15 protein-coding genes and 1 pseudogene are annotated in these 18,473 nt (G+C 65.3%); 10 read left to right on the top strand and 6 right to left on the bottom strand.

The genetic code is table 11. From position 1 onward, the window contains the following. The first annotated feature begins 27 nt into the window (after window positions 1–27). From CH42_RS11175 to mutM, 4 genes are read left to right on the top strand one after another with little or no spacing between them, the layout of a single operon-like run. On the top strand, window positions 28–612 hold the full coding sequence (locus CH42_RS11175) for a YceD family protein (protein WP_075205344.1): 585 nt from the start codon (window positions 28–30) through the stop codon (window positions 610–612). Between the two features lie 13 nt (window positions 613–625). Next, a complete protein-coding gene (rpmF, locus tag CH42_RS11170) occupies window positions 626–829 on the top strand; it encodes a 50S ribosomal protein L32 (RefSeq protein WP_053353224.1) in 204 nt (67 codons plus the stop codon). A 1-nt stretch (window position 830) separates the two neighbouring features. Next, entirely contained in the window at window positions 831–1,571 is a 741-nt protein-coding gene (rnc, locus tag CH42_RS11165) for a ribonuclease III (protein ID WP_082305570.1), read from the top strand. Further along, window positions 1,564–2,514 (top strand): bifunctional DNA-formamidopyrimidine glycosylase/DNA-(apurinic or apyrimidinic site) lyase, encoded by a 951-nt coding sequence (gene mutM / locus CH42_RS11160; protein ID WP_053353223.1) that lies wholly within the window; start codon window positions 1,564–1,566, stop codon window positions 2,512–2,514. The genes rnc and mutM overlap by 8 nt, the downstream gene beginning before the upstream one ends. Window positions 2,515–3,097: 583 nt before the next feature. Here mutM and CH42_RS17180 read toward each other — a convergent pair. Further along, window positions 3,098–3,892, bottom strand: a complete 795-nt coding sequence (locus CH42_RS17180; RefSeq protein ID WP_082309408.1) for a DUF1643 domain-containing protein — start codon at window positions 3,890–3,892, stop codon at window positions 3,098–3,100. A 22-nt stretch (window positions 3,893–3,914) separates the two neighbouring features. Here CH42_RS17180 and CH42_RS11150 point away from each other — a divergent pair, with 22 nt between their 5' ends. From CH42_RS11150 to CH42_RS11140, 4 genes and pseudogenes are all read left to right on the top strand, one after another. Continuing rightward, the gene (locus tag CH42_RS11150) at window positions 3,915–5,213 is read left to right on the top strand and encodes a serine/threonine protein kinase (RefSeq protein WP_053353221.1); all 1,299 of its coding nucleotides are present in this window, start codon (window positions 3,915–3,917) and stop codon (window positions 5,211–5,213) included. A gap of 195 nt (window positions 5,214–5,408) precedes the next feature. Next, window positions 5,409–5,495 (top strand): annotated as a pseudogene (locus tag CH42_RS16935) (zinc finger domain-containing protein); the annotation flags it as partial. Window positions 5,496–5,499: 4 nt separating this feature from the next. Then, window positions 5,500–5,973, top strand: a complete 474-nt coding sequence (locus CH42_RS11145) for a hypothetical protein (protein WP_053353220.1) — start codon at window positions 5,500–5,502, stop codon at window positions 5,971–5,973. 25 nt (window positions 5,974–5,998) lie between these two features. Beyond that, window positions 5,999–6,574: a hypothetical protein gene (locus CH42_RS11140; protein ID WP_053353219.1), complete on the top strand. Its 576-nt coding sequence runs from the start codon at window positions 5,999–6,001 to the stop codon at window positions 6,572–6,574. Window positions 6,575–6,647: 73 nt separating this feature from the next. Here the strand turns inward: CH42_RS11140 and CH42_RS11135 are convergent, their stop codons facing one another. From CH42_RS11135 to CH42_RS11115, 5 genes are all read right to left on the bottom strand, one after another. Continuing rightward, on the bottom strand, window positions 6,648–10,985 hold the full coding sequence (locus tag CH42_RS11135; RefSeq protein ID WP_053353218.1) for a discoidin domain-containing protein: 4,338 nt from the start codon (window positions 10,983–10,985) through the stop codon (window positions 6,648–6,650). Between the two features lie 272 nt (window positions 10,986–11,257). Continuing rightward, a complete protein-coding gene (locus CH42_RS11130; RefSeq protein ID WP_053353217.1) occupies window positions 11,258–11,713 on the bottom strand; it encodes a MarR family winged helix-turn-helix transcriptional regulator in 456 nt (151 codons plus the stop codon). 299 nt (window positions 11,714–12,012) lie between these two features. Next, entirely contained in the window at window positions 12,013–12,924 is a 912-nt protein-coding gene (locus tag CH42_RS17035) for a GNAT family N-acetyltransferase (RefSeq protein ID WP_075205342.1), read from the bottom strand. A 10-nt stretch (window positions 12,925–12,934) separates the two neighbouring features. Further along, complete coding sequence (locus tag CH42_RS11120; protein ID WP_053353216.1) at window positions 12,935–13,456, bottom strand: DUF1648 domain-containing protein; 522 nt, start codon at window positions 13,454–13,456, stop codon at window positions 12,935–12,937. A gap of 29 nt (window positions 13,457–13,485) precedes the next feature. Beyond that, window positions 13,486–14,004: a DUF1648 domain-containing protein gene (locus CH42_RS11115; RefSeq protein WP_053353215.1), complete on the bottom strand. Its 519-nt coding sequence runs from the start codon at window positions 14,002–14,004 to the stop codon at window positions 13,486–13,488. A 140-nt stretch (window positions 14,005–14,144) separates the two neighbouring features. Here CH42_RS11115 and CH42_RS11110 point away from each other — a divergent pair, with 140 nt between their 5' ends. Beyond that, on the top strand, window positions 14,145–14,540 hold the full coding sequence (locus CH42_RS11110) for a DUF4260 family protein (protein WP_239684023.1): 396 nt from the start codon (window positions 14,145–14,147) through the stop codon (window positions 14,538–14,540). Window positions 14,541–14,643: 103 nt separating this feature from the next. After that, on the top strand, window positions 14,644–18,381 hold the full coding sequence (locus CH42_RS11105; RefSeq protein ID WP_053353214.1) for an AAA family ATPase: 3,738 nt from the start codon (window positions 14,644–14,646) through the stop codon (window positions 18,379–18,381). The last annotated feature ends 92 nt before the right edge of the window (window positions 18,382–18,473 follow it).

Raw genomic sequence — 18,473 nt, 5'->3', positions numbered from 1 at the left:
CGGGCGCGCACGCGGTAGACTGCTTCGGTGAGTAAGAGCCGTGTCTACGAGGAGAATATCCGCGACATCATCAACCGTCCGGGGGAGATGCGCGAACGTTCGCGCACGCTGACGGTTCCCGAGAAGTTCGGCGAGGGGCTCGCTGAGATTCCTGCGGGTGTCGAACTCGATCTCGATGTGCGTCTCGAATCGGTGCACGAGGGCATTCTGGCTTCGACCGAGATCGCGACGACCATGCACGCCGAGTGCGGTCGATGCCTGAAAGATTTCACCACGCCGTTTCAAGTCGAGTTCCAGGAACTTTTCGCGTATACTCCTACGGAGGCCGAAGAGTATGGGGTTCACGGTGATCACGTGGATCTTGAACCCCCGCTCCGAGACGCGGTAGTGCTTGCACTGCCGTTCCAGCCTGTGTGTCGTCCGGACTGTCCGGGACTCGATCCCGAGTCCGGTGAGCTGCGCGACACCGAGGCTGCGGTGGCAAACACCACGGATGTAGATCCGCGGTGGGCGGCGCTGGCGGGTTTTGCTCCGGAAGGCGCGAAGACCAACGCAGTCGAGGCTGAAGAAGACCACGGCTCGGGTGAGACTCCCGAGTCCGAAAGCAAGTAGGAAAGAGAGCATCATGGCTGTTCCCAAGCGGAAGACGTCGCGATCGAACACCCGCCACCGCCGTTCGGCGTGGAAGGCCGAGGCCCCCACTCTGGTGAAGACCGTTGAAAACGGCCGCACCGTGTACAGCCTCCCGCACCGCGCCCGCGTGGTCGAGGATTCGCAGGGCAACGCCCTCTTCCTCGAGTACAAGGGCCGCAAGGTCGCTGACGCCTGAGTTGACCCAGAGCGTTGTAGAGCCGTCGGGCTCCCCGGAAGGGGACCCCGGCGGCTTTCTCCTTGCATTCGGCGTTCGGGCCGATCCCGAACTGATTCAACTGGCTCTGACGCATCGCTCATGGGCGTACGAGCACGGCAGTGCGCCGCACAACGAGCGACTCGAGTTTCTCGGCGACTCGGTGCTGGGGCAGGCCGTCACCGTGAAGCTCTACGAGACCTTCCCCGATTTCAGTGAGGGCGAGCTCGCGAAGCGCCGCGCCGCACTGGTGTCGACTGTCGCGCTTGCCGAAGTCGCTCGACAGCACGGCATCGGAGAACTGCTGCGTCTCGGCAAAGGTGAAGAACTCACCGGTGGGCGCGACAAGGATTCGCTGCTCGCCGATGCAGTTGAGGCGGTAATCGGAGCGGTCTACCTCTCCACCGACCCGGCGACCGCAACCCGCTTCGTGCTCGATCTGATCGAGCCACTGCTCGAAGACACCGATCGGTTCCTCGAGTCGCTCGAGGCGCTCGACCCGAAAACCTCACTGCAGCAGGAGGCCTCGCGCCGCGGGCTGCCGCACCCGCCGTTCGAAACGCGCGGCACCGGCCCCGACCACGACCGACGGTACACGTCGAGGGTGGTTCTCGATGGCATCGTCGGCGAGGGGGCAGGGACCAGCAAGAAAGCCGCCGAACTTGCCGCGGCTCGCGACGCCGTGAATCGACTGCGCACGCCCGCGAAGCGCCGGCGTGCCTGAACTCCCCGAAGTCGAGGTGGTGCGCGCCGGGTTGGCGCCCGCCGTGACCGGCGCCCGCGTCGTTTCGGCTCAGGTCATGGATCCGCGCGCGTTGAAGCGCCATCTGCCGACTGCGGGCGACGATGGTCTCGGCGGCCACGGAGTGACACTGACGGCTGCGGCTGGCGCGGCACGCTCTGCCGATTTCGAGCGGCGCGTGACCGGACTCACGCTGGCGGCACCCGAGCGTCGAGGCAAGTTCCTGTGGGTGCCGACGAGCGGTCGGTCAGCCGCGGGGGAGCCGCTAGCGCTGCTCGCGCACCTCGGCATGAGCGGCCAGGTGTTGCTGCGCGCGCACGACGCGGTCGACGACCGGCACGTGCGCATTCGGCTGTGGATCGCGCACCCAGACCACGGTGAGCTGCGGGTCGACTTCGCCGACCAGCGGCTGTTCGGATCGCTGGCGCTCGATGCGCTGCACCCGGCGAACGACGGGCCCGGCGTGATTCCGACGCAGGCCGCGCACATCGCGCGCGACCCGCTTGACCAGGCCTTCGACGATGCCCGTTTCATCGCCGCGCTGCGCTCGCGTACTTCCGGGGTCAAGAAGCTGCTGCTCGATCAGACGCTGATCAGCGGTGTGGGTAACATCTACGCCGATGAGGCGCTCTGGCGAGCACGCCTGCACCCAGAGACACCCGGCAGCGCGGTCGGCCCGCGCAAGGCAGTGGAGTTGCTCGCACTGTTGCGTGCGGTGTTCGCACAGGCTCTCGTCGAGGGCGGCACGAGCTTTGATGCGCAGTACGTCAACGTGAACGGGCAGGCAGGGTATTTCGCGCACTCACTCAACGCATACGGTCGCACCGGGCAGCCCTGCCCGCGGTGCGGCACCCCCATCAAGCGCATCACCTTCGGTGGACGTGGGTCGCACTTCTGCCCGAGGTGCCAGAAGCGGCGCACCTGACGGATAGCAGAGCACATTTGGGGCAGGAGCGGAAGCACAGGGGGCCTGTGATTCATGTATGAGCGACATTCTGACCTGCCGCAGGGTCTTTCGGAGGCTCCGAATTGAATGCGCCGTTCTCTGGTGTTTGAGTCAATGTATCGAACCGCGCTCTGCGTAGCGCAATCTACTGACCACGCTCTCCCAAACCGTACACATCACGGCAAGAGGGCACACTCCTCTGAAGAAACATCTTTGAGAGGAGATGACCACGGGCGTTTACCTCGGAATCGACTTGTTCCGGGACGGATGTCGAGGTACGCCTGCACTTGGAACCGGATCGCTGCACTGCCGACGAGTGTACCGCGTAGGTGGACTCCAGCGTTCGAACAATACCTGCGCGGCATAAGTTAGCCAATCCGCAAGGAGCCATTCTCTGCTTCGTCCTCTGGCGCATTCGCCGTCAGCCATCGTATGGAGTTATACGGCCTAAACGCGGCCCACTTCGCTGAGCGCAGTTGATGACGGGCGACTTCCGCTGTGACAAAGTCATCGTTTGTCGTTCCAGTAGAGACCACGCGTACTCCCAGAGTCCCACTTCGACTCAGAGCCGTTTTAGATAGGACGCAATGTCGAAGTCCCGCAGCGGAAGGTACGCACCGCGCGATGGATGTCGCGGGTGCAGTTTGGTCGTGAGGGCACCGATTGATTGCCAACTGCAAGCCGAAGCGTCGGTGATGCCTACGATGTCCGCCAACATGTCCCTCAAGTAGGGGCGTGTTGTGATCGGTTCGCCCCAGGCTGCAAGCAGTGTCAATGCACGGCCATTAATGAACTCTGCAATCCGTCGCTCGTTCGTTGTCTTTAGCTCTGCAATGTAGGCGTCGTGGAGGCCTTCGGGGTCGGTTGACCTCTGCGGATACAAGTTGAACATCATCCAGCTGCCAAACCCATTGCGCTGAGAGTAGCCTCGCACCCGCCTGAGTGTCTGATCAAGTTCGTCGGGCACCGCAGTGCTGGGGTTAACTCCGAAGCAGATCAGTGGATTTGAACCCTCCGTGCCCAACAGAAAGCGCGCGGAGTTGTCATCGTTTCGCTCGTAGATCCATCCGTTAGGGACAACAGCCACTGCTGAAGTGATCGACGAAGACGCGCCTGCTCCGTGCGGATGATCTTGGACGTTCAACTCTGACGTCCCTGCTCCAGCAGGTTTGCACTGATGAGGGTTGCGGAATGGAGTGGGATGCAGGACATGAGACCAGTATTGCGGGTACGTTTGCGTTTCATTTACCGCAAGCGTAGATTCTGCGCGCGCGTCCTGCGGATGGCGAATCAGAGAGCGAATGAGAAAACGAGCAACGTTAGTTGGCCACTCCTTCGCTGCAAGTAGAAGTTGCATTTCTCATCGATAGCATCGACATATGAAGACTTTGGAGCAGGAGAGGGTCGAACGCTTCGAGCGAACGTTCTACGAGAAGCAGTTCGACTCGACTTATCTCGACTTATACCGACGCGAGTCGGTTCTGCCCAGAGCATTTGCCTACATTCATGAAGGTCTCGATGCCGAATTCAAGTGGATGAACTACAAGGCTCGTGGTGGCACCAGCGGGCACTTCAATGCCGACAATTCCCGGAAACTTCTGGACCTCATCGACTTGCTGACGGAGGCGCGCACCGTGCTCAGTAAGGCAGGCCACGAACTCACGATGTCACCCGAGTACCGCCGGGTCATCGAGAACGCTCCGGCATGGCTGGTGGATAGCGGGGGCAGCCCCATCCCTGAGGGCTTCACGCCGGTACACGTGGAGAGTTACGCTCCAGTATTCGGCCTCGGCGATCAGGCGGTAACGCTGTCCGACTCTCGTTCAGTGAAGTTGACACCCGTCGGAGAAGGTGCCTTTGCAGTGGTCCACCGATTCACTGATCCAAACTACGGGCTGACCCTTGCTCGGAAAAAGCTCAAACCTGGAGCTGACCACAGAGAAAAGGAGCGCTTTCGTCGAGAATTTGAGCTAATGAAGGAACTCCAGTTCCCATACGTTCTTGAGGTCCACCGCTTCCAGGAGTCGGACTGGTCCTACACAATGGAACACTGCGATACCTCGCTCGAAGACTATGTCGCCAAGCGCAACAACCAGCCTGCATTCGGGTTGACCAGCCGCAAGCGCATCGCACTCCAATTTCTCTACGGTTTGAACTTCATCCACACCAGAGGGCACTTCCATCGTGACCTAAGTACGCGAAATGTCTTACTGAAGACGTTCGGCGGTTCAGCCGTCCTCGTCAAGCTCTCCGACTTCGGTCTCGCGAAGCGCAGGGGATCGGACTTTACGATGACCGAAACAGAGCTGAAGGGCACGAAGATTGATCCCGCGCTCGGTTCCTTCAAGGATTTCAGTGCAGTCCATGACATCTTCGCCGCTGGGTTCGTGCTTCTGTACATCTTCACCGGGCGCAAGAACATCGGACGAAGTGTGAGGACACCGCTGGAGGACATTGTGCACAAGTGCATCGACTCCCAGCCAGATCGTCGCTACCAAAGCGTCCGCGAGTTGATCACCGATGTGGAGGCCCTCGCTACCACCTCGATGAACGACAACGCATCCAAGTCGGTGAAGCAGGCAGCCGAGAATCCCGCTCAGCACGGAGCACTGCCAGGTGCAGTGCGCGACGTGTTTGACGTTGTAAACCGAGCTGTAGCCAGAGAGACGCCGGCGTAGTTATCCGATCTCAGCAGAGCGACCGCTCATCAACTCTTATGGTCGCGACTCCTTGAACTAACGGGTGATTTCCTATCGCGCGTAGAAAGTCCGTGGACTGGTCTAATCCGAAACGAACGCAATAGACGAAGATAAGTTGGTTGCTTTGCTTACTCGCTAAATACCTGCGGTCGTGCCGCACAGCTTTGCCCGCGGTGCGGCACCCCCATCACACGCATCACCTTAGGTGGGCGTGGGTCTCACTTCTGCCCGAAGTGCCAGAGGCGGCGCACCGTATCCTGAAGTCATGGCAGATGAGGCGACCCGTGCGATTGCGAACCTCGGGGGAGCGGGTTGGCGTTATCGCCCCTCGGTGCCGGCGGAATCTGGGGTGCCCAATGCCCTCGAGAATGCGTCTCCTGCGCTAATGACGTGGGTCAACTCCTTCAGCGAGTTGTCGAGCTCCGACGATGCGGTCTGGTTTCTGAGCCGAGACGACTACGCGGTCGAGGACGCCGACGGATTCGCGTGGAATGCCTGTGAGATGCTGAGCCTGGAGGCGGCGAACACGGCCGCGGCAGCGGCTGAGGTCACCGCGTACTGGCGGGAGTGCACCCCAATTCTGCTCAGCGTCCGCGGCGATTACGCGTATCTGGCTGAGCGCGCGGATGGTGTGATCGTGCACGGGACAGAGCCCGAGTTCGAAGTCTCCACGGTGGTGGCACCTGATCTGACGACGCTGCTCAACGCGCTTGACGAGCCGGGTGACACGGCGTGCTGAGACACGTCAGGCATAGACTGGCACGATGACGCAGCTGTATTCGTCGCAGGTTCCGCAGCCGCAGTATCCGCAGCCGCAGCAGTTTCAGTATCCGTATGCCGTGTTCACCGGTGCCTACGGAGATAACTCGACCGGTGCCTACTATCCGGCGCGCGCAGAGATCAGCAACGGGTGGATCACGCTGTGGGTCATCACTGCCACGGGGTGGGCTCAAGTGTTCAGCGTGGCGGCGACCGAAGTAACGGTGAAGTCCGCGGCACAGCGCATCACCCTGGTCGTGCGGGGGCAGAGCTATCCGCTGCTCGCCGACCCGACCGTGGTCAACCGGGTGCTGCGCTACGGCATCGCAGGCACGGTCGCGACCGTGCTCGACCACGATCGATTCGCGGCGGGCGTCGACCTCAGTCGAGGCTTGACGCAAGTGTCGGCCGCCGGGTCGTGGGTGACCCAGGGAGGGCCGGAGTTCATCGCCGCCGCACGCGCATCGGGAGCTCGAACGTCGCGGATGGGCTACGGGGCGCTGATCGGCATCGGCTGCGGCGCCGGGATCGCCGTTGTGCTGCTGGTTACGGTGGTCACCGTGGCCATGCTTAGCCTGTAGCCAGCAGAAAAGCACCCCGCAGAAACGACAGCGGGGGCCGTGCGTTGCCGCGCGACCCCCGCTGATTCCGCCTCTACGCGCGCGAACGCACGCGTACTCGGCGTGCGAGCACGAGGCCTGCACCGAGCACGATGAGCAGTGCAGCACCGCCGATCACGCCCACCGGCAGCGCGGAAGACGCTCCGGTGACCGGGAGCTGCGACGTAGCAGCGAGCTCGTCGGCTGAGGCGATCGCGATCGGCACCCATCCGATGATGGCGCCGGACGCATCATACGCGGCGAGGCGATGCTGACCGGTCACGTTTTCGGGCAGCGTCACGGAGAACGTGTTGTTCGCGCTCACCGTGTGCGTTCCGAGATCCGTCGGCGACGAGAACAGGTACGCGGCGACGTTCTGCCGCGCGTACTCGTCGCGGATAGCGACCTCGATCGTTGAGCCTGCGATTGCCGTCGGCGGGGCCACAATGCGCCCCTCGAGCTCAGCAGTCAAGTCGTCTTCCGACGGCGTGACCGAGATCGGATCGGGATCAACGCCCGGGTCGGTACCGGGATCGGTTCCGGGGTCAGTTCCCGGGTCGGTGCCCGTGTCGGTTCCGGGGTCGGTTCCCGGATCGGTTCCCGGGTCAGTTCCCGGGTCGGTCCCGGGGTCGGTTCCCGGATCCGTGCCGGGGTCGGTTCCGGGGTCCGTGCCCGCACCGGCGAAGGTCACCGGAGTGAACGCTTCGAGTGCCGAGTCGCGGCCACCGTGTGCGCCGATGGTGAAGACACCGCAGGTGATCCCGCTTGCCAGGCAATCGACCACTGCGCCCGAGGCGCCGATGAACTTCGACTGCACGGTGAGGCCGTCGGCCGTGAAGCCGCCGTCGGCGAAGACGGCTTGCGCCGACCCTGCCGTCGCCGAGTCCGGCCACGCGATGAAGCGCTGGTTCGCCATTTCCGGAATGTAATCGTAATCGGTGCCGAGCTTGCCGCCCTGCGAGGGCGCCTTGGTCGAGTATCCGAACAGCAGATACGCGCCCGAGGTGTTGGTGTGCTTCTCGTAGCCGGATCCCGACACCGAGACCGCGGTCTCGTTCGCGAGATCGGCGCCCGGCGTGACGACCAGCGCGGGGCCGCCGTCGGGATCGGTATCGATTGGCTCAGACGTCACGGTGACGACGGCGGTATCGGTTGTGACCGATTCGCCTCCACCCGTGAACACTGCGCGATACGAGTACGTGCCCTCAGCAAGCTTCGGGGTGACGAATGTCGGCTCAGTGGCGCCGGCGATATCGTTCCAGGCCTCGTCGACGAGCTGCTGCCACTGCACGGTCGGTGCGGGGGAGCCTGCGGCACTCGCCGTGAGTGTCGCCGTGCCGTCGACGGCGATCGTGACCGAGCTCGGCTGTTCGACGACAGTCGGCGATGCCGGGGTGAACGGGTTCTTCCCATCGCCGAGCGGGTCGGCATGATCGATGCGCGTGCCGTCGGTCGCAGGCGCATCGGTCGACACTGCCGCGGTCGCGGTGACCGCCAGCGGGGCCTTCTCGGGGTCGCGGTCGCTGCCGCTTGCATAGAACCAGGGCTGGTTCGACACATCGAAGTAGCTCACGAACGACAGCGGGAAGCTGTTCGGGTAGGTGAGCCCGGCGCCCTGCGTGTAGCTGCGGCCTTCCCACTCGGGGGTACCCGAGAAGGTGAGTGACCCATCATTCGCCGCGGCGAGTTCACTCGCCGAGAAGGTCGCGACGATGACCCGACGGTAGCTGCTGTCGACGGGCCCGCTCCAGTGGCCGCCGCCATCGTTCCAGGCGACCTCGGCAGTCAGCGTGGCGCGACCGTCGGCTCCCACCGCGAGGTACGGATCGGCGATCGCCATGTAGAGCCCCAGGTATCCGCCGTAGGGGCGATAGATGGCGGTGCCCTGCCAGGTCAACTGGGCCTCGCCAGTCGTGGCGTTGCTCCATCCGGTGCCGTTCGCGAAGTCGAAGCCGGTGGCGCCGAGCGTGACGTTCGGCGACGCGGTGTCGCGCATCCAGTCGTGCGCGTACTTCGAGAGGTCGAGCGTGAACTGTGCCTCGCTCGCGGTCACCGCGCCCGCAGGTGCTGCGCCGAGCGAGATCCCGGCCGGCGCCATCACGCTCACGGTTGCGGGGTCGCTCACGACCTCGGAACCGCCCGAGCTGAATACGGCGCGGAACTGCGCACCCGAATCACTCGCCGCAGCGGTGAACGTGTAGGTGCTCGCAGTCGCCTGGTCGATATCGGCCCACGTCTGGCCGTCGGTGGAGCGCTGCCACTGCACGGCAGGGGTGTCGGCCGCGGTCGCTTCAGACTTCAGTGACGTCTGCTCGCCCACGCTGACGCGAGCGGACTCCGGCTGAGCGGTGACGCGCAGGCTCGTATCGACCTCTTGCTCGTCAGCGAAGACGATGCGCGTGGTGTTGCTGGCGCGCGAGCCGTAGGCGCTTTCGACCCGGTAGCGCCAGAGCGCATCGAGCTGCTCGGTCGGTACCTGCAACTGCGACGAGAACGAGCTGGTGGTCGAGGTCGCCCACACATCTTCGCCGGTTTCCTGACGCAGGTACGGCGCCTCATCATTCAGCGGCCCGGGCTGTGCGCCGGGGAGCGTCGTGACCGAGCCGATGTCGGAGATCGCGGAGTTCCACGATTCGCCGCGCTTCGCCCACGACGCGCCGTCGTCGAGGCTGTACTCGAACCAGACGCGGTTCAGGGCGATGTCGGTTCCGGCGGCCCCGTAGGCGAAATCGATGCCGGCACCCCGGGTGGCTGCATTCAGCGTCAGCGTGGAGTAAGGCTTCGGAGCGGTGATGTACTCCGTGCGGTACGAGTATGCGCCCGAATCGAGTGTGACGAGCATCGTCGTGGCGGGGCGCCAGCCGATGTGCGAGCGGAGCGATCCGGCAATCACAGTGCCGGCGACGTCGAGCGAGGTGCGGGCGGCACCAGTGTCGGTCGAGTAGCGCAGAATCGCATTGCCGCGAGCCGTCGTGACCTGCAGCTCGTTCAGGTAGCTGACGTAGGCCAGGGACGCGGCATCGTCACCGATGTCGAGCACCGAGCGCGTGGACTGCACGCCCGAAGACGTGTTCGCGTTCACGAGCGCGACGTGACCCTGATCATCGCTGACGGCGATGAAGCCATTGTTGTCGAGCAGCCACTGCTGCACCGTGGCGAGTCCGTCGACCTTCGCGGTGGCCGGCGATGTCAGGTTGTACAGTGACACGGAGTCGACCTGGCCGGGCTTGCTCGAGAAGACGTTGCCGTAGGAATCTGAAGCGAAGGATCGCGCGGCGCCGTCGAACGGCAGGGCAAAGGGCTCGCGACCTGCCTGAGGGGACAGCGCGTACGTGAGGCGCTTTCCGGCGTAGGCGTCGCCGTCGCGGTACACCGCGAGCATGCCGGTGCTGAACGGGTTCAGCAGCTGCAAGTCGGCGAGCGCCACCCCCGTGAGTGACTTGAACTTCGCGGCGTCGGTCACGGTAAACGTCGAGGTCGACGCCGTACCGAGTGTGCCCGCACCGGGAGTGGTGACGGTGAGGAGCTGACGCTCACCATCGCGTTCGCCAATGACATAGACGTTGAGCGGGCGCGGTGCGGCCTGATCCCAGTCGACGGCGGCGGAAGCGGAGGTTACGGTGTCCAGGTACTGCGACAGGTCCAGGCTCTGCGTGACCTGACCGGTCTCTTCGGTGACCTGCTGCAACACGATGCCGGCGTCGGAGGTGACAGCACGCAGCGTGTTGTTGCCGTTTTCGGAGGGCGTATCGATGAGGAGAGCCTGCGCGTTCGCACCGATCGAGTCGGGCTGTGCGGTCGGCGTGCTGTCGAATCCGGCGTAGAACGGATCGTTGGCGGGTTCGCCGCCCGTTCCTGAGCCAGGGTCATCGCTGGAGTAGAGCTGGATCTCGCTCAGCGTTGGCGTGTAGATCTCGCCGGGGAGCATATCGGTGATGGACAGACGCACTTTCTCGGTGCTGACGTGCTCATCGAGTACGATCGTCTTGCTGTGCCCGATACCGCCGCTGTACGAGCCGAAGGTGCTCCAGCTGCTCGAGTCGGTGTCCCACTGCTGGAGCTGGAAGTGATCGACGCGTGGGTCGGTGCCCGAATCCGTGTATTCGTCGAGGTAGACCTCGTCGAAGGTCTTCGTTTCGCCGAGATCGAGATCGATGGTGATGGGGAACGTGGCATCGTCGGCTGCGGCCCAACGGGTCTGCACGGAGCCGTCGACGAGGTTCGCGCCCGCGAGCGCGCCGTTGTTCCATGGGTGGGTCGAGCTGGCGGTGACTTGGGCGCCGTGCGCGAAGTTCACGCGCCCGGTCACCGCCTGTGCGGTCGAGACGCCGCTCAGCGTGACGACTGCAACCAGCGCTGCAGCGAGCGCCGGCTTCAGGATTCTTCGGGACAAGGGATTGCATCCTTTCGGCGCGCCGAATCGAGAGCTGTTCGCGAGTCGGCGCGTGGAGTGATCAACACAGAAGAGCACCTGAGATTACGCAGAACGCAATCATCGGAGGTTGCCGAGGTAAGCCTATCCTTGGTGTGATGACATTCTGAAACGATTCAGTAACGCTGCGGTTCGCGGGGCTGGCGCAGTTCGTGGGGTTCGCGCGATTCGCGGGGTGCGCGATGCGAGGCGGGGCGGGCCGGCCCGGAGTGATGGTGCGTGCGCGCGGGAGCTTAGTCGCGAGTCGCGGAGCGCTCGACCGCGGCGATGATGCCCGTCAGCTGATCGCGAAGTGCGACGAGCTGCTCGATGGGCAGGCCGAGTCGATCGACGACGGCGGGAGGCACTTCGAGTGCGCGTTCGCGAAGCGCGGTGCCCGCCGTGGTCGGAGCGAGCGTGAATGTGCGCTCGTCTTCCGCGACCGGTGTGCGTTCGATGAGCCCGGCCTGTTCCAGCCGCTTGATGATGGGCGAGAGTGAGGCGCGGTCGAAATGGAGCAGTTCGGCGATCTCTCCGAATCGCAGCGGCTCGCCGCCCCAGAGTGCCAGCATGACGAGGTACTGCGGGTGTGTGAGGCCCAGTGGCTCAAGGATGGGGCGATACACCCCGATGACGCTGCGGTTCGCGACGGCGAGTGCGAAGCACACCTGACGGTCGAGTTCGAGCGGATCGCCGGGAAGCTGTGCCATGCCGACGATTCTAACTCGTTCGTGCGTGAACGAACGTGATACCATTTCGTTTGTGCGCGAACGAAAACGACGACTCTGGCATGCGACGCCGTGGGACGGTCAGCCCGGTTTCTGGGCGGCCTGGCGGCGATTCTTCTATCAGTTCGAGGGGACCGCGCAGCTCGGTGACCCGAACGAGCCGGCGTACATCGCCCCCGCGGACCCGAAGTGCCCGATCTGTGGCGCCTCGATGAGTGCGCACCGCGTCGATCGCGGAGGCCCGGGCAAGCCGACCTATCTGCGTTGCCCGCCGAGTGGGGCTACGGCTGCGCAGTCTGGGGATTCTGGCCGTCCTGCGACATGATGCGGTGGGTGTGTAGCTCGAGGTCGATGAACCCGGCGATGAGGGCACGATAGGCCCCTTCGACGACGTCGGGGGAGGCGCTCGCGGTGCGCGCGAGTTCCCGTACTTTCTCGATGACCTGCTCGACGCGGGCAGGCGCGCGTACAGCGGATTCGTCGGACTTCAGCGATCCTGCGCGAACGACCCAGCGCTGACGCTCCGCGATCAGATCGACGATGCGGCGATCGAGGTCGTCGATCTCGGCGCGTACCTCGGTGATGGTGGGGGTGCGCTCGGCGTCGTCGGTGTCGTCTGCCGTGCTCGTGCCGTTTGCTGTCATGGGTGCGGGGGAGGCCGCGTGATCGAGTCGCAGCTCCATGCACGTGAGATCGAGCCAGGAGCCGAACTTCGCGCCGACCTCGGGGAAGGTGCCGACGCGCGTGAATCCGAATTTCTCGTGCAGGTAGATGGAGGCGGCATTCGTTGCATCGATGCCGGCGATCATCGCGTGCTTGCCGAGCAGCCGCGCCCGGGCGATGAGCTCGCCCATGAGCAGTGCGCCGACTCCCGTGTGACGCACATCGGTGCGCACGTAGATGGAATGCTCGACCGTCTGTCGATACCCCGAGAATGGGCGCCAGTCGCCGAAAGACGCGTAGGCGATCGCCCCGCCGTCACTGCGTTCGGCGATCAGAATCGGAAAGCCGGAGCGCGCGCGATCGCGCATCCATGCACGTCGGTTCTCGATGTCGACCGGGGTCTCGTTCCAGATCGCCGTGGAGTGGAGTACCGCATCGTTGTAGATCTCGGTGATGGCCGCGAGATCGTGTTCGCCGGCGTCACGTACCCGCAGGGATGTCGGGGCTGCAGTCTGGTCGTTCGTGCTCACGGGGTTCAGGCTAGCGGGATCCCTGAGCGAACAGCCGAATCATGCCGACGGTGACCGACCCGCCCATGAGCGCTACAGCGCCGAGGGTGAGTGCGCTCGTATTCCACAGTTGGAGCGCTGCGTACGACATGCTGACCGCGAGCAGGCCGGCCGCGAAGGCGATCTGCGCGAGCATTTGCCCCGCAGTGCGGCGTATTCGCGCTTCGTTGCCTTCGTGGATGGGGAACGGCAGGTTCAGTGGCACGCGGCGAGTCGAAAGCCAGGCAAACACTGCGGCGAGCGTCGAGATGAGTACGATACCCGCGATAGCTGCCCCAGGTGGTCCCCAAGCGTCTGGTTCACCGGTGATGCCGAAATGCGTCGGCATCTCCTGGGGGAGACGGTGCAGATGCGTGGCGACGTTGCCCACCGCGATGACGGCAGAGAGGTAAGCGAGACGCCGCACCCACCCCGTTGCCTGGCCGACGCGAAATGCCGCGGGGTCGGCTGCGTCCTCGGATGCCAGGGAATTCGGGTCATGGGCGAAATTCATGCGTTCACACTAGCTGGATGGCACTGCCGCTACACCCGCACCATGCGCACGATCCCCACAATGAGGGAGACGACGAGGCTCACGAGCCCGGCAATCGCAAAGACCAGGATCGGCAACCGAATCAGCACGGCGAGTGCGAGACCGAGCAGCATCACCGCGACGATGCCCGTCTTCCACACGATCATCTGCTCGCCCGCGCGGTAGAGGCGCTGGGCGTTCTCCTCGGTGAGGGGAACGGGATAGGTGAACAGGCGGGGCACGTGCGATGCGATCGCGAGCATCACCACGATGAGGGTAAGCGCCGCAAGCACGACGAGGAGCGTCGACTTCGGGCCGTACCCGTCTGCGCGGCCAGCGTTGTCGAAATGCGTCGGGATGGCATCGGGCAGCGCTGGATACGCGAGGAGACTGCCCACCACCGTGAGGGCAGTGAGGATCAGCGCACCGCGTCGCACCCAGACCGTGCCGCGGCCCGTCGCGTACCGGCGCTCTGGCCGCGCGATCAACGTGCCGGACGGCGGCTCGGGAGGCAGATCGTCGGGGTGCACACCGCCACGGTACTCCTCGCGCCGCACTCGCGGCAGTGCCTGAGTCGATGCTGCATCGCGCTCGCCGCAGCGCTCGCCGCTGCCCGCGTCGCCACCGTGACTCGGCAGATTGGGCCATTGCGGGGCCGTAGAATCGCCCTATGAACTTCATGCGTCTGAGCTGGGGCATGAGCGCCGCCGTCTGGTTCGCCGTCATCGTGCTCGTCTGCATCGCCCTGGGCCCGCTTGCGGTCATCGTGGCACTGGTCTTCGGGCTTGGCCCTGACGTGTCACTGCTCGGTGCATTCTCTGAACGCGGCAGGCTGAAGCCGAGCCGGGTGCGGCTCTACAACACGCTGCACACCATGATCACCCCGGTTGTGCTGCTCGTCATCGGGCTCATCGTCTTCTTCATCACTGGCGGGGTGAACGGTGGGTTCGTGTACGTGGCGCTTGCGGGCGCAGCCTGGTTCGTGCACATCGCCGCGGATCGCGCGTTCGGTTTCGGCTTCCGCGACGCCGACGGCACGATCATCCCGGTGGGCGTCACCATCTGACATCTCTCGCCGCGCGCCACTGCCGGGCCGATCACAGGTTGCCTTAAGGTGAACTCAGTGCCCGCGCGGGGGTGCGGCGCTCACGATACGAGGAAGGACCGGCGTGCATCTCAAGAGCCTCACGCTCAAGGGCTTCAAGTCCTTTGCACAGCCGACCACATTCCAGTTCGAGCCCGGGGTCACCGCAATCGTCGGTCCGAACGGATCGGGCAAGTCGAACGTCGTCGATGCGCTCGCCTGGGTGATGGGCGAGCAGGGCGCGAAGACGCTGCGCGGCGGAAAGATGGAAGACGTTATCTTCGCCGGCACCTCGACGCGCGGCCCACTGGGGCGGGCCGAGGTGAAGCTCACCATCGACAATGCTGATGGCGCACTGCCGATCGAATACACCGAAGTCACGATCAGCCGCACGCTGTTCCGTAACGGCTCGAGCGAGTACGCGATCAATGGCGAGTCGTGCCGGTTGCTCGACGTGCAGGAGCTGCTGAGCGATTCGGGTCTCGGGCGCGAGATGCACGTCATCGTCGGCCAGGGGCAGCTCGATGCCGTATTGCGCGCGACGGCGGAGGATCGCCGGGGGTTCATCGAAGAGGCCGCGGGCATTCTGAAGCACCGGCGGCGCAAAGAGCGCACGCTGCGCAAGCTCGAGGCCATGGAGACGAACCTCACGCGTCTGAACGATCTGGCCGGTGAGATTCGTCGCCAGTTGAAGCCGCTCGGCCGGCAGGCTGAAGTGGCGCGTGCGGCGCAGGGCATCGCCGCCGAGGTGCGCGACGCGAAGGCGCGTCTGCTCGCCGACGATGTGCACCGCCTGCGCGCCGAGCTCGATGGGCTTGCGCGCGATGAGTCGGAGCAGCACTCCGAACGCATCGTGCTGCAAGAGCAGGTCGAGCAGAAGCAGCTGCGCATTCAACGTCTCGAGCACGAGCAGCAGAGCGACGAGCTCGATGCGGCTCGACGCGTGACGATCGGCCTCGAATCGGTGCAATCGAAATTGCGCGGGCTCTACGCTCAGACGCAGCAGCGACTGACCTTCCTGGCGACGCAGGCAGAGGCGCCCGAGCAGTCGACACGACTCTCGCGTGCCTCGGTTGAGGAGGCCGGCGAGGAGGCCGCCCGGCTCGAGAGCTTGGTTCCGGAGACGGAAGCTGCATGGCAGCGGGCGCAGTCGGCGACGCGCACGGCGCAGCAATCGCTCGACGCCATCGACGAGCACATCGCCGCGCAGAGCGAACTCGTGTCGAAGCACGATCTGCAGCTCTCGCAGTTGCGCGGGCGCGCTGAAGCCGCAGAGCAGAAGCGCGCGACCGTCGCACAGGAGGTCGAACGGCGCGAGGCGGCGGTCGCCGGCGCCGAGGCCCGCGCTGAGGAGGCGCGGCTCGCGCTCACCGGGTTCGAGGAGCGCGAGGACCTAGCCGACGATTCGGGCGATGAACAGTCGGGCGAAGATCGCGACGCGGCGTATCGGGCTGCGCAGGAACGACAAGCCGCTGCAGAGCAGCAGCGCGACGCGGTGCGGGAGCACCTGCACCAACTGGAACAGGAACTTGCGGGTTTGGAGGCGCGTGTCAGCGCGCTGACCCGGTCGCTTGATCGTCGCGATGCGTCGGGAGCGCTCTTGAGCGACGCCCCCGAGGGCATTGTGGGTCGGGTGGCCGACCACGTGCGCGTCGCGGAAGGGTCGGAAGCCGCGATCGCTGCGGCGCTCGGCTCGTTTGCGGACGCCCTCGTCGCCGATACGGCAGCGGCCGCGGGGCGCGCCGTAGCGTCGGCTCGAACGCAGGACCTCGGCCGGTTGCGGGCCGTGATCGCAGGCGCCGCGGGCCGTGGATCCGATGCGGCTGAGTTGAGCACCCACGACGCGCCGACAGTTGCTGGTGCGACGCGCGCAATCGACGCGCTCATCGACGCCCCCGCAGGGGTGCGTGGACTCCTCGAGCGCAGCTACATCGCTGCTGATCTCGACGGTGCGATCACGACGGCCGAAGCTCTGCATGCGCACTGGCCGTCGGGCGGGTTCACCGTGGTGACCTCAGCCGGCGATGTCGTCACGGCGCACACGCTGAGCGGCGGGTCGGGGCAGGCTCCTTCACGCATCGAACTCACGGCGGAACTCGAACAGGCCGAGCAGCAGCGCGCCGCGGTTGCCGAGTCGGTCGCAGAGCGCGAAGCCGAGCTCGCGGAACTGCGAGCGGCCTCGAACCGCGCGAAGAGCGACGCGCAGGAGGCGTTCTCCGACCTCCGAGCCGCTGACGCTCGCCTTGCCGCGGTCTCCCAAGAGCGCAATCGTCTCTCGGCGCGCGCCGAGTCGGCGGTGGCCGAAGCCGAGCGTGCCCGCCAGGCGCTCGCGTCGGTGGCCGAGTCTGCGACCGGCGCAACGGCGGAGGCGGAGCGGGCAGTCCATGCCCATGCTGAGGCATCGTCGAAACCCCGGCCCATGCTCGACGCCAGTCAGCGCGAGGGCGTCTGGGCTGACGTCGAGCGCGCCCGCGCAGCGGAGCTCGAAGCTCGCCTCGCACTGGAAACCGCGCGCGAACGGGCGCGCGCCGCGGCAGCGCAGCGCGCAACGCTCGCCGAGCAGTTCGAGGCTGAACGACGCGCTGCCGACGAAGCCGCCCGCCGAGCGGTGCTGCGCGCGCGGCAGGTGGCGCAGGCAGAGCGCGTCGCCGCACTGCTTCCCGCGATCCTCGACGCCTGCGATCGTTCGTTGGCCGAGGCGCGCATTGCGCAGCAGCAGGCCGAGCAGGAGCGTGCGCGCCACAGCCAAGAACTCACCCTGCTGCGCTCGGAGGAATCCGCCGTGCGACAGAAGCTGCAAACGCTCACCGAGCGCGTGCACGGCGCCGAACTGAAGAGTTATGAGCGCAAGCTGCAGCTATCTGCGCTGCTCGAGCGCTCCGGTAATGAGCTGGGACTGGTCGAGGACGTGCTGATCGCGGAGTACGGCCCTGAAGTCGCCGTGCCGATCGATACGGGGGAACCCGTGGCCGCACCTGCGACCGCGCGTTCCGATGCACCGTCGGAAGCGCCTGCGTACGCGAATGATCTCGAGGCGCAGCTCGCCGCCGAACTCGGACTCGATGCTGCGGGGGAGCGATCCGACGAATTGTCGGACGCAGTCTCCGTGGAGACCGCGTCGGATGCATCTGAAGCCGCGCAGCCGATACGCACGGTTCCCTTCGTGCGCGCCGAACAGGAGCGGCGGCTCGCAAAGGCCGAGCGCCGCCTCGCCGAGCTTGGGCGCATCAACCCGCTCGCGCTCGAAGAATTCGCGGCGCTCGAACAGCGTCACAGCTTCCTCACGGCGCAACTGCAGGACCTCGCGAAGACGCGCACCGACCTCATGGCGATCATCGCCGACCTCGACGAGAAGATGCAGGGCATCTTCGCTGCGGCGTTCGAAGACACCCGGGTGGCCTTCGCCGAGGTGTTCCCGATCCTGTTCCCCGGTGGATCCGGCGAGATCGCGCTGAGCAACCCCGACGACTTGCTGAACACCGGCATCGACATCGCGGTGCGACCCGCCGGCAAAAAGGTCGAGCGCATGTCGCTGCTCTCGGGCGGCGAGCGCTCGCTCGCGGCGGTGGCGTGGCTGATGGCGATATTCCAGGCCCGACCGAGCCCGTTCTACATCGTGGACGAGGTGGAGGCCGCGCTCGACGACGCGAACCTTGGCCGTCTATTGCAGGTCTTCGAACGGCTCCGCGAGAATTCGCAGCTCATTATCATCACCCACCAGAAGCGCACGATGGAGATCGCCGACGCGCTCTACGGCGTCTCGATGCGTCAGGACGGCATCTCCGCCGTCGTCGGCCAGCGGGTCGGCCGCGAAGAGGACTGATCCGTGACTCCCGAGGAGCTGCTCGAAGGCCCCCGGGGGCGTCGCGTGTGCCTCGAGGTGGCCATGTTGTGTGCACCCGGCTCGGCAGAGCC

It is taken from the genome of Leucobacter musarum subsp. musarum (genome assembly GCF_001273845.1).
GTDB classification, from domain to species: Bacteria; Actinomycetota; Actinomycetes; order Actinomycetales; family Microbacteriaceae; genus Leucobacter; species Leucobacter musarum.
This window is presented reverse-complemented; position numbering and strand designations above follow the sequence as displayed.

What these genes read in the sequence shown, in the direction of transcription:
- rpmF (WP_053353224.1), top strand. Translation starts at nt 626, where the DNA reads ATGGCTGTTCCCAAGCGGAAGACGTCGCGATCGAACACCCGCCACCGC.
- CH42_RS17180 (WP_082309408.1), bottom strand. Translation starts at nt 3,892, where the DNA reads ATGCAACTTCTACTTGCAGCGAAGGAGTGGCCAACTAACGTTGCTCGT.
- CH42_RS11150 (WP_053353221.1), top strand. Translation starts at nt 3,915, where the DNA reads ATGAAGACTTTGGAGCAGGAGAGGGTCGAACGCTTCGAGCGAACGTTC.
- CH42_RS11145 (WP_053353220.1), top strand. Translation starts at nt 5,500, where the DNA reads ATGGCAGATGAGGCGACCCGTGCGATTGCGAACCTCGGGGGAGCGGGT.
- CH42_RS11140 (WP_053353219.1), top strand. Translation starts at nt 5,999, where the DNA reads ATGACGCAGCTGTATTCGTCGCAGGTTCCGCAGCCGCAGTATCCGCAG.
- CH42_RS11130 (WP_053353217.1), bottom strand. Translation starts at nt 11,713, where the DNA reads ATGGCACAGCTTCCCGGCGATCCGCTCGAACTCGACCGTCAGGTGTGC.
- CH42_RS11120 (WP_053353216.1), bottom strand. Translation starts at nt 13,456, where the DNA reads ATGAATTTCGCCCATGACCCGAATTCCCTGGCATCCGAGGACGCAGCC.
- CH42_RS11110 (WP_239684023.1), top strand. Translation starts at nt 14,145, where the DNA reads ATGAACTTCATGCGTCTGAGCTGGGGCATGAGCGCCGCCGTCTGGTTC.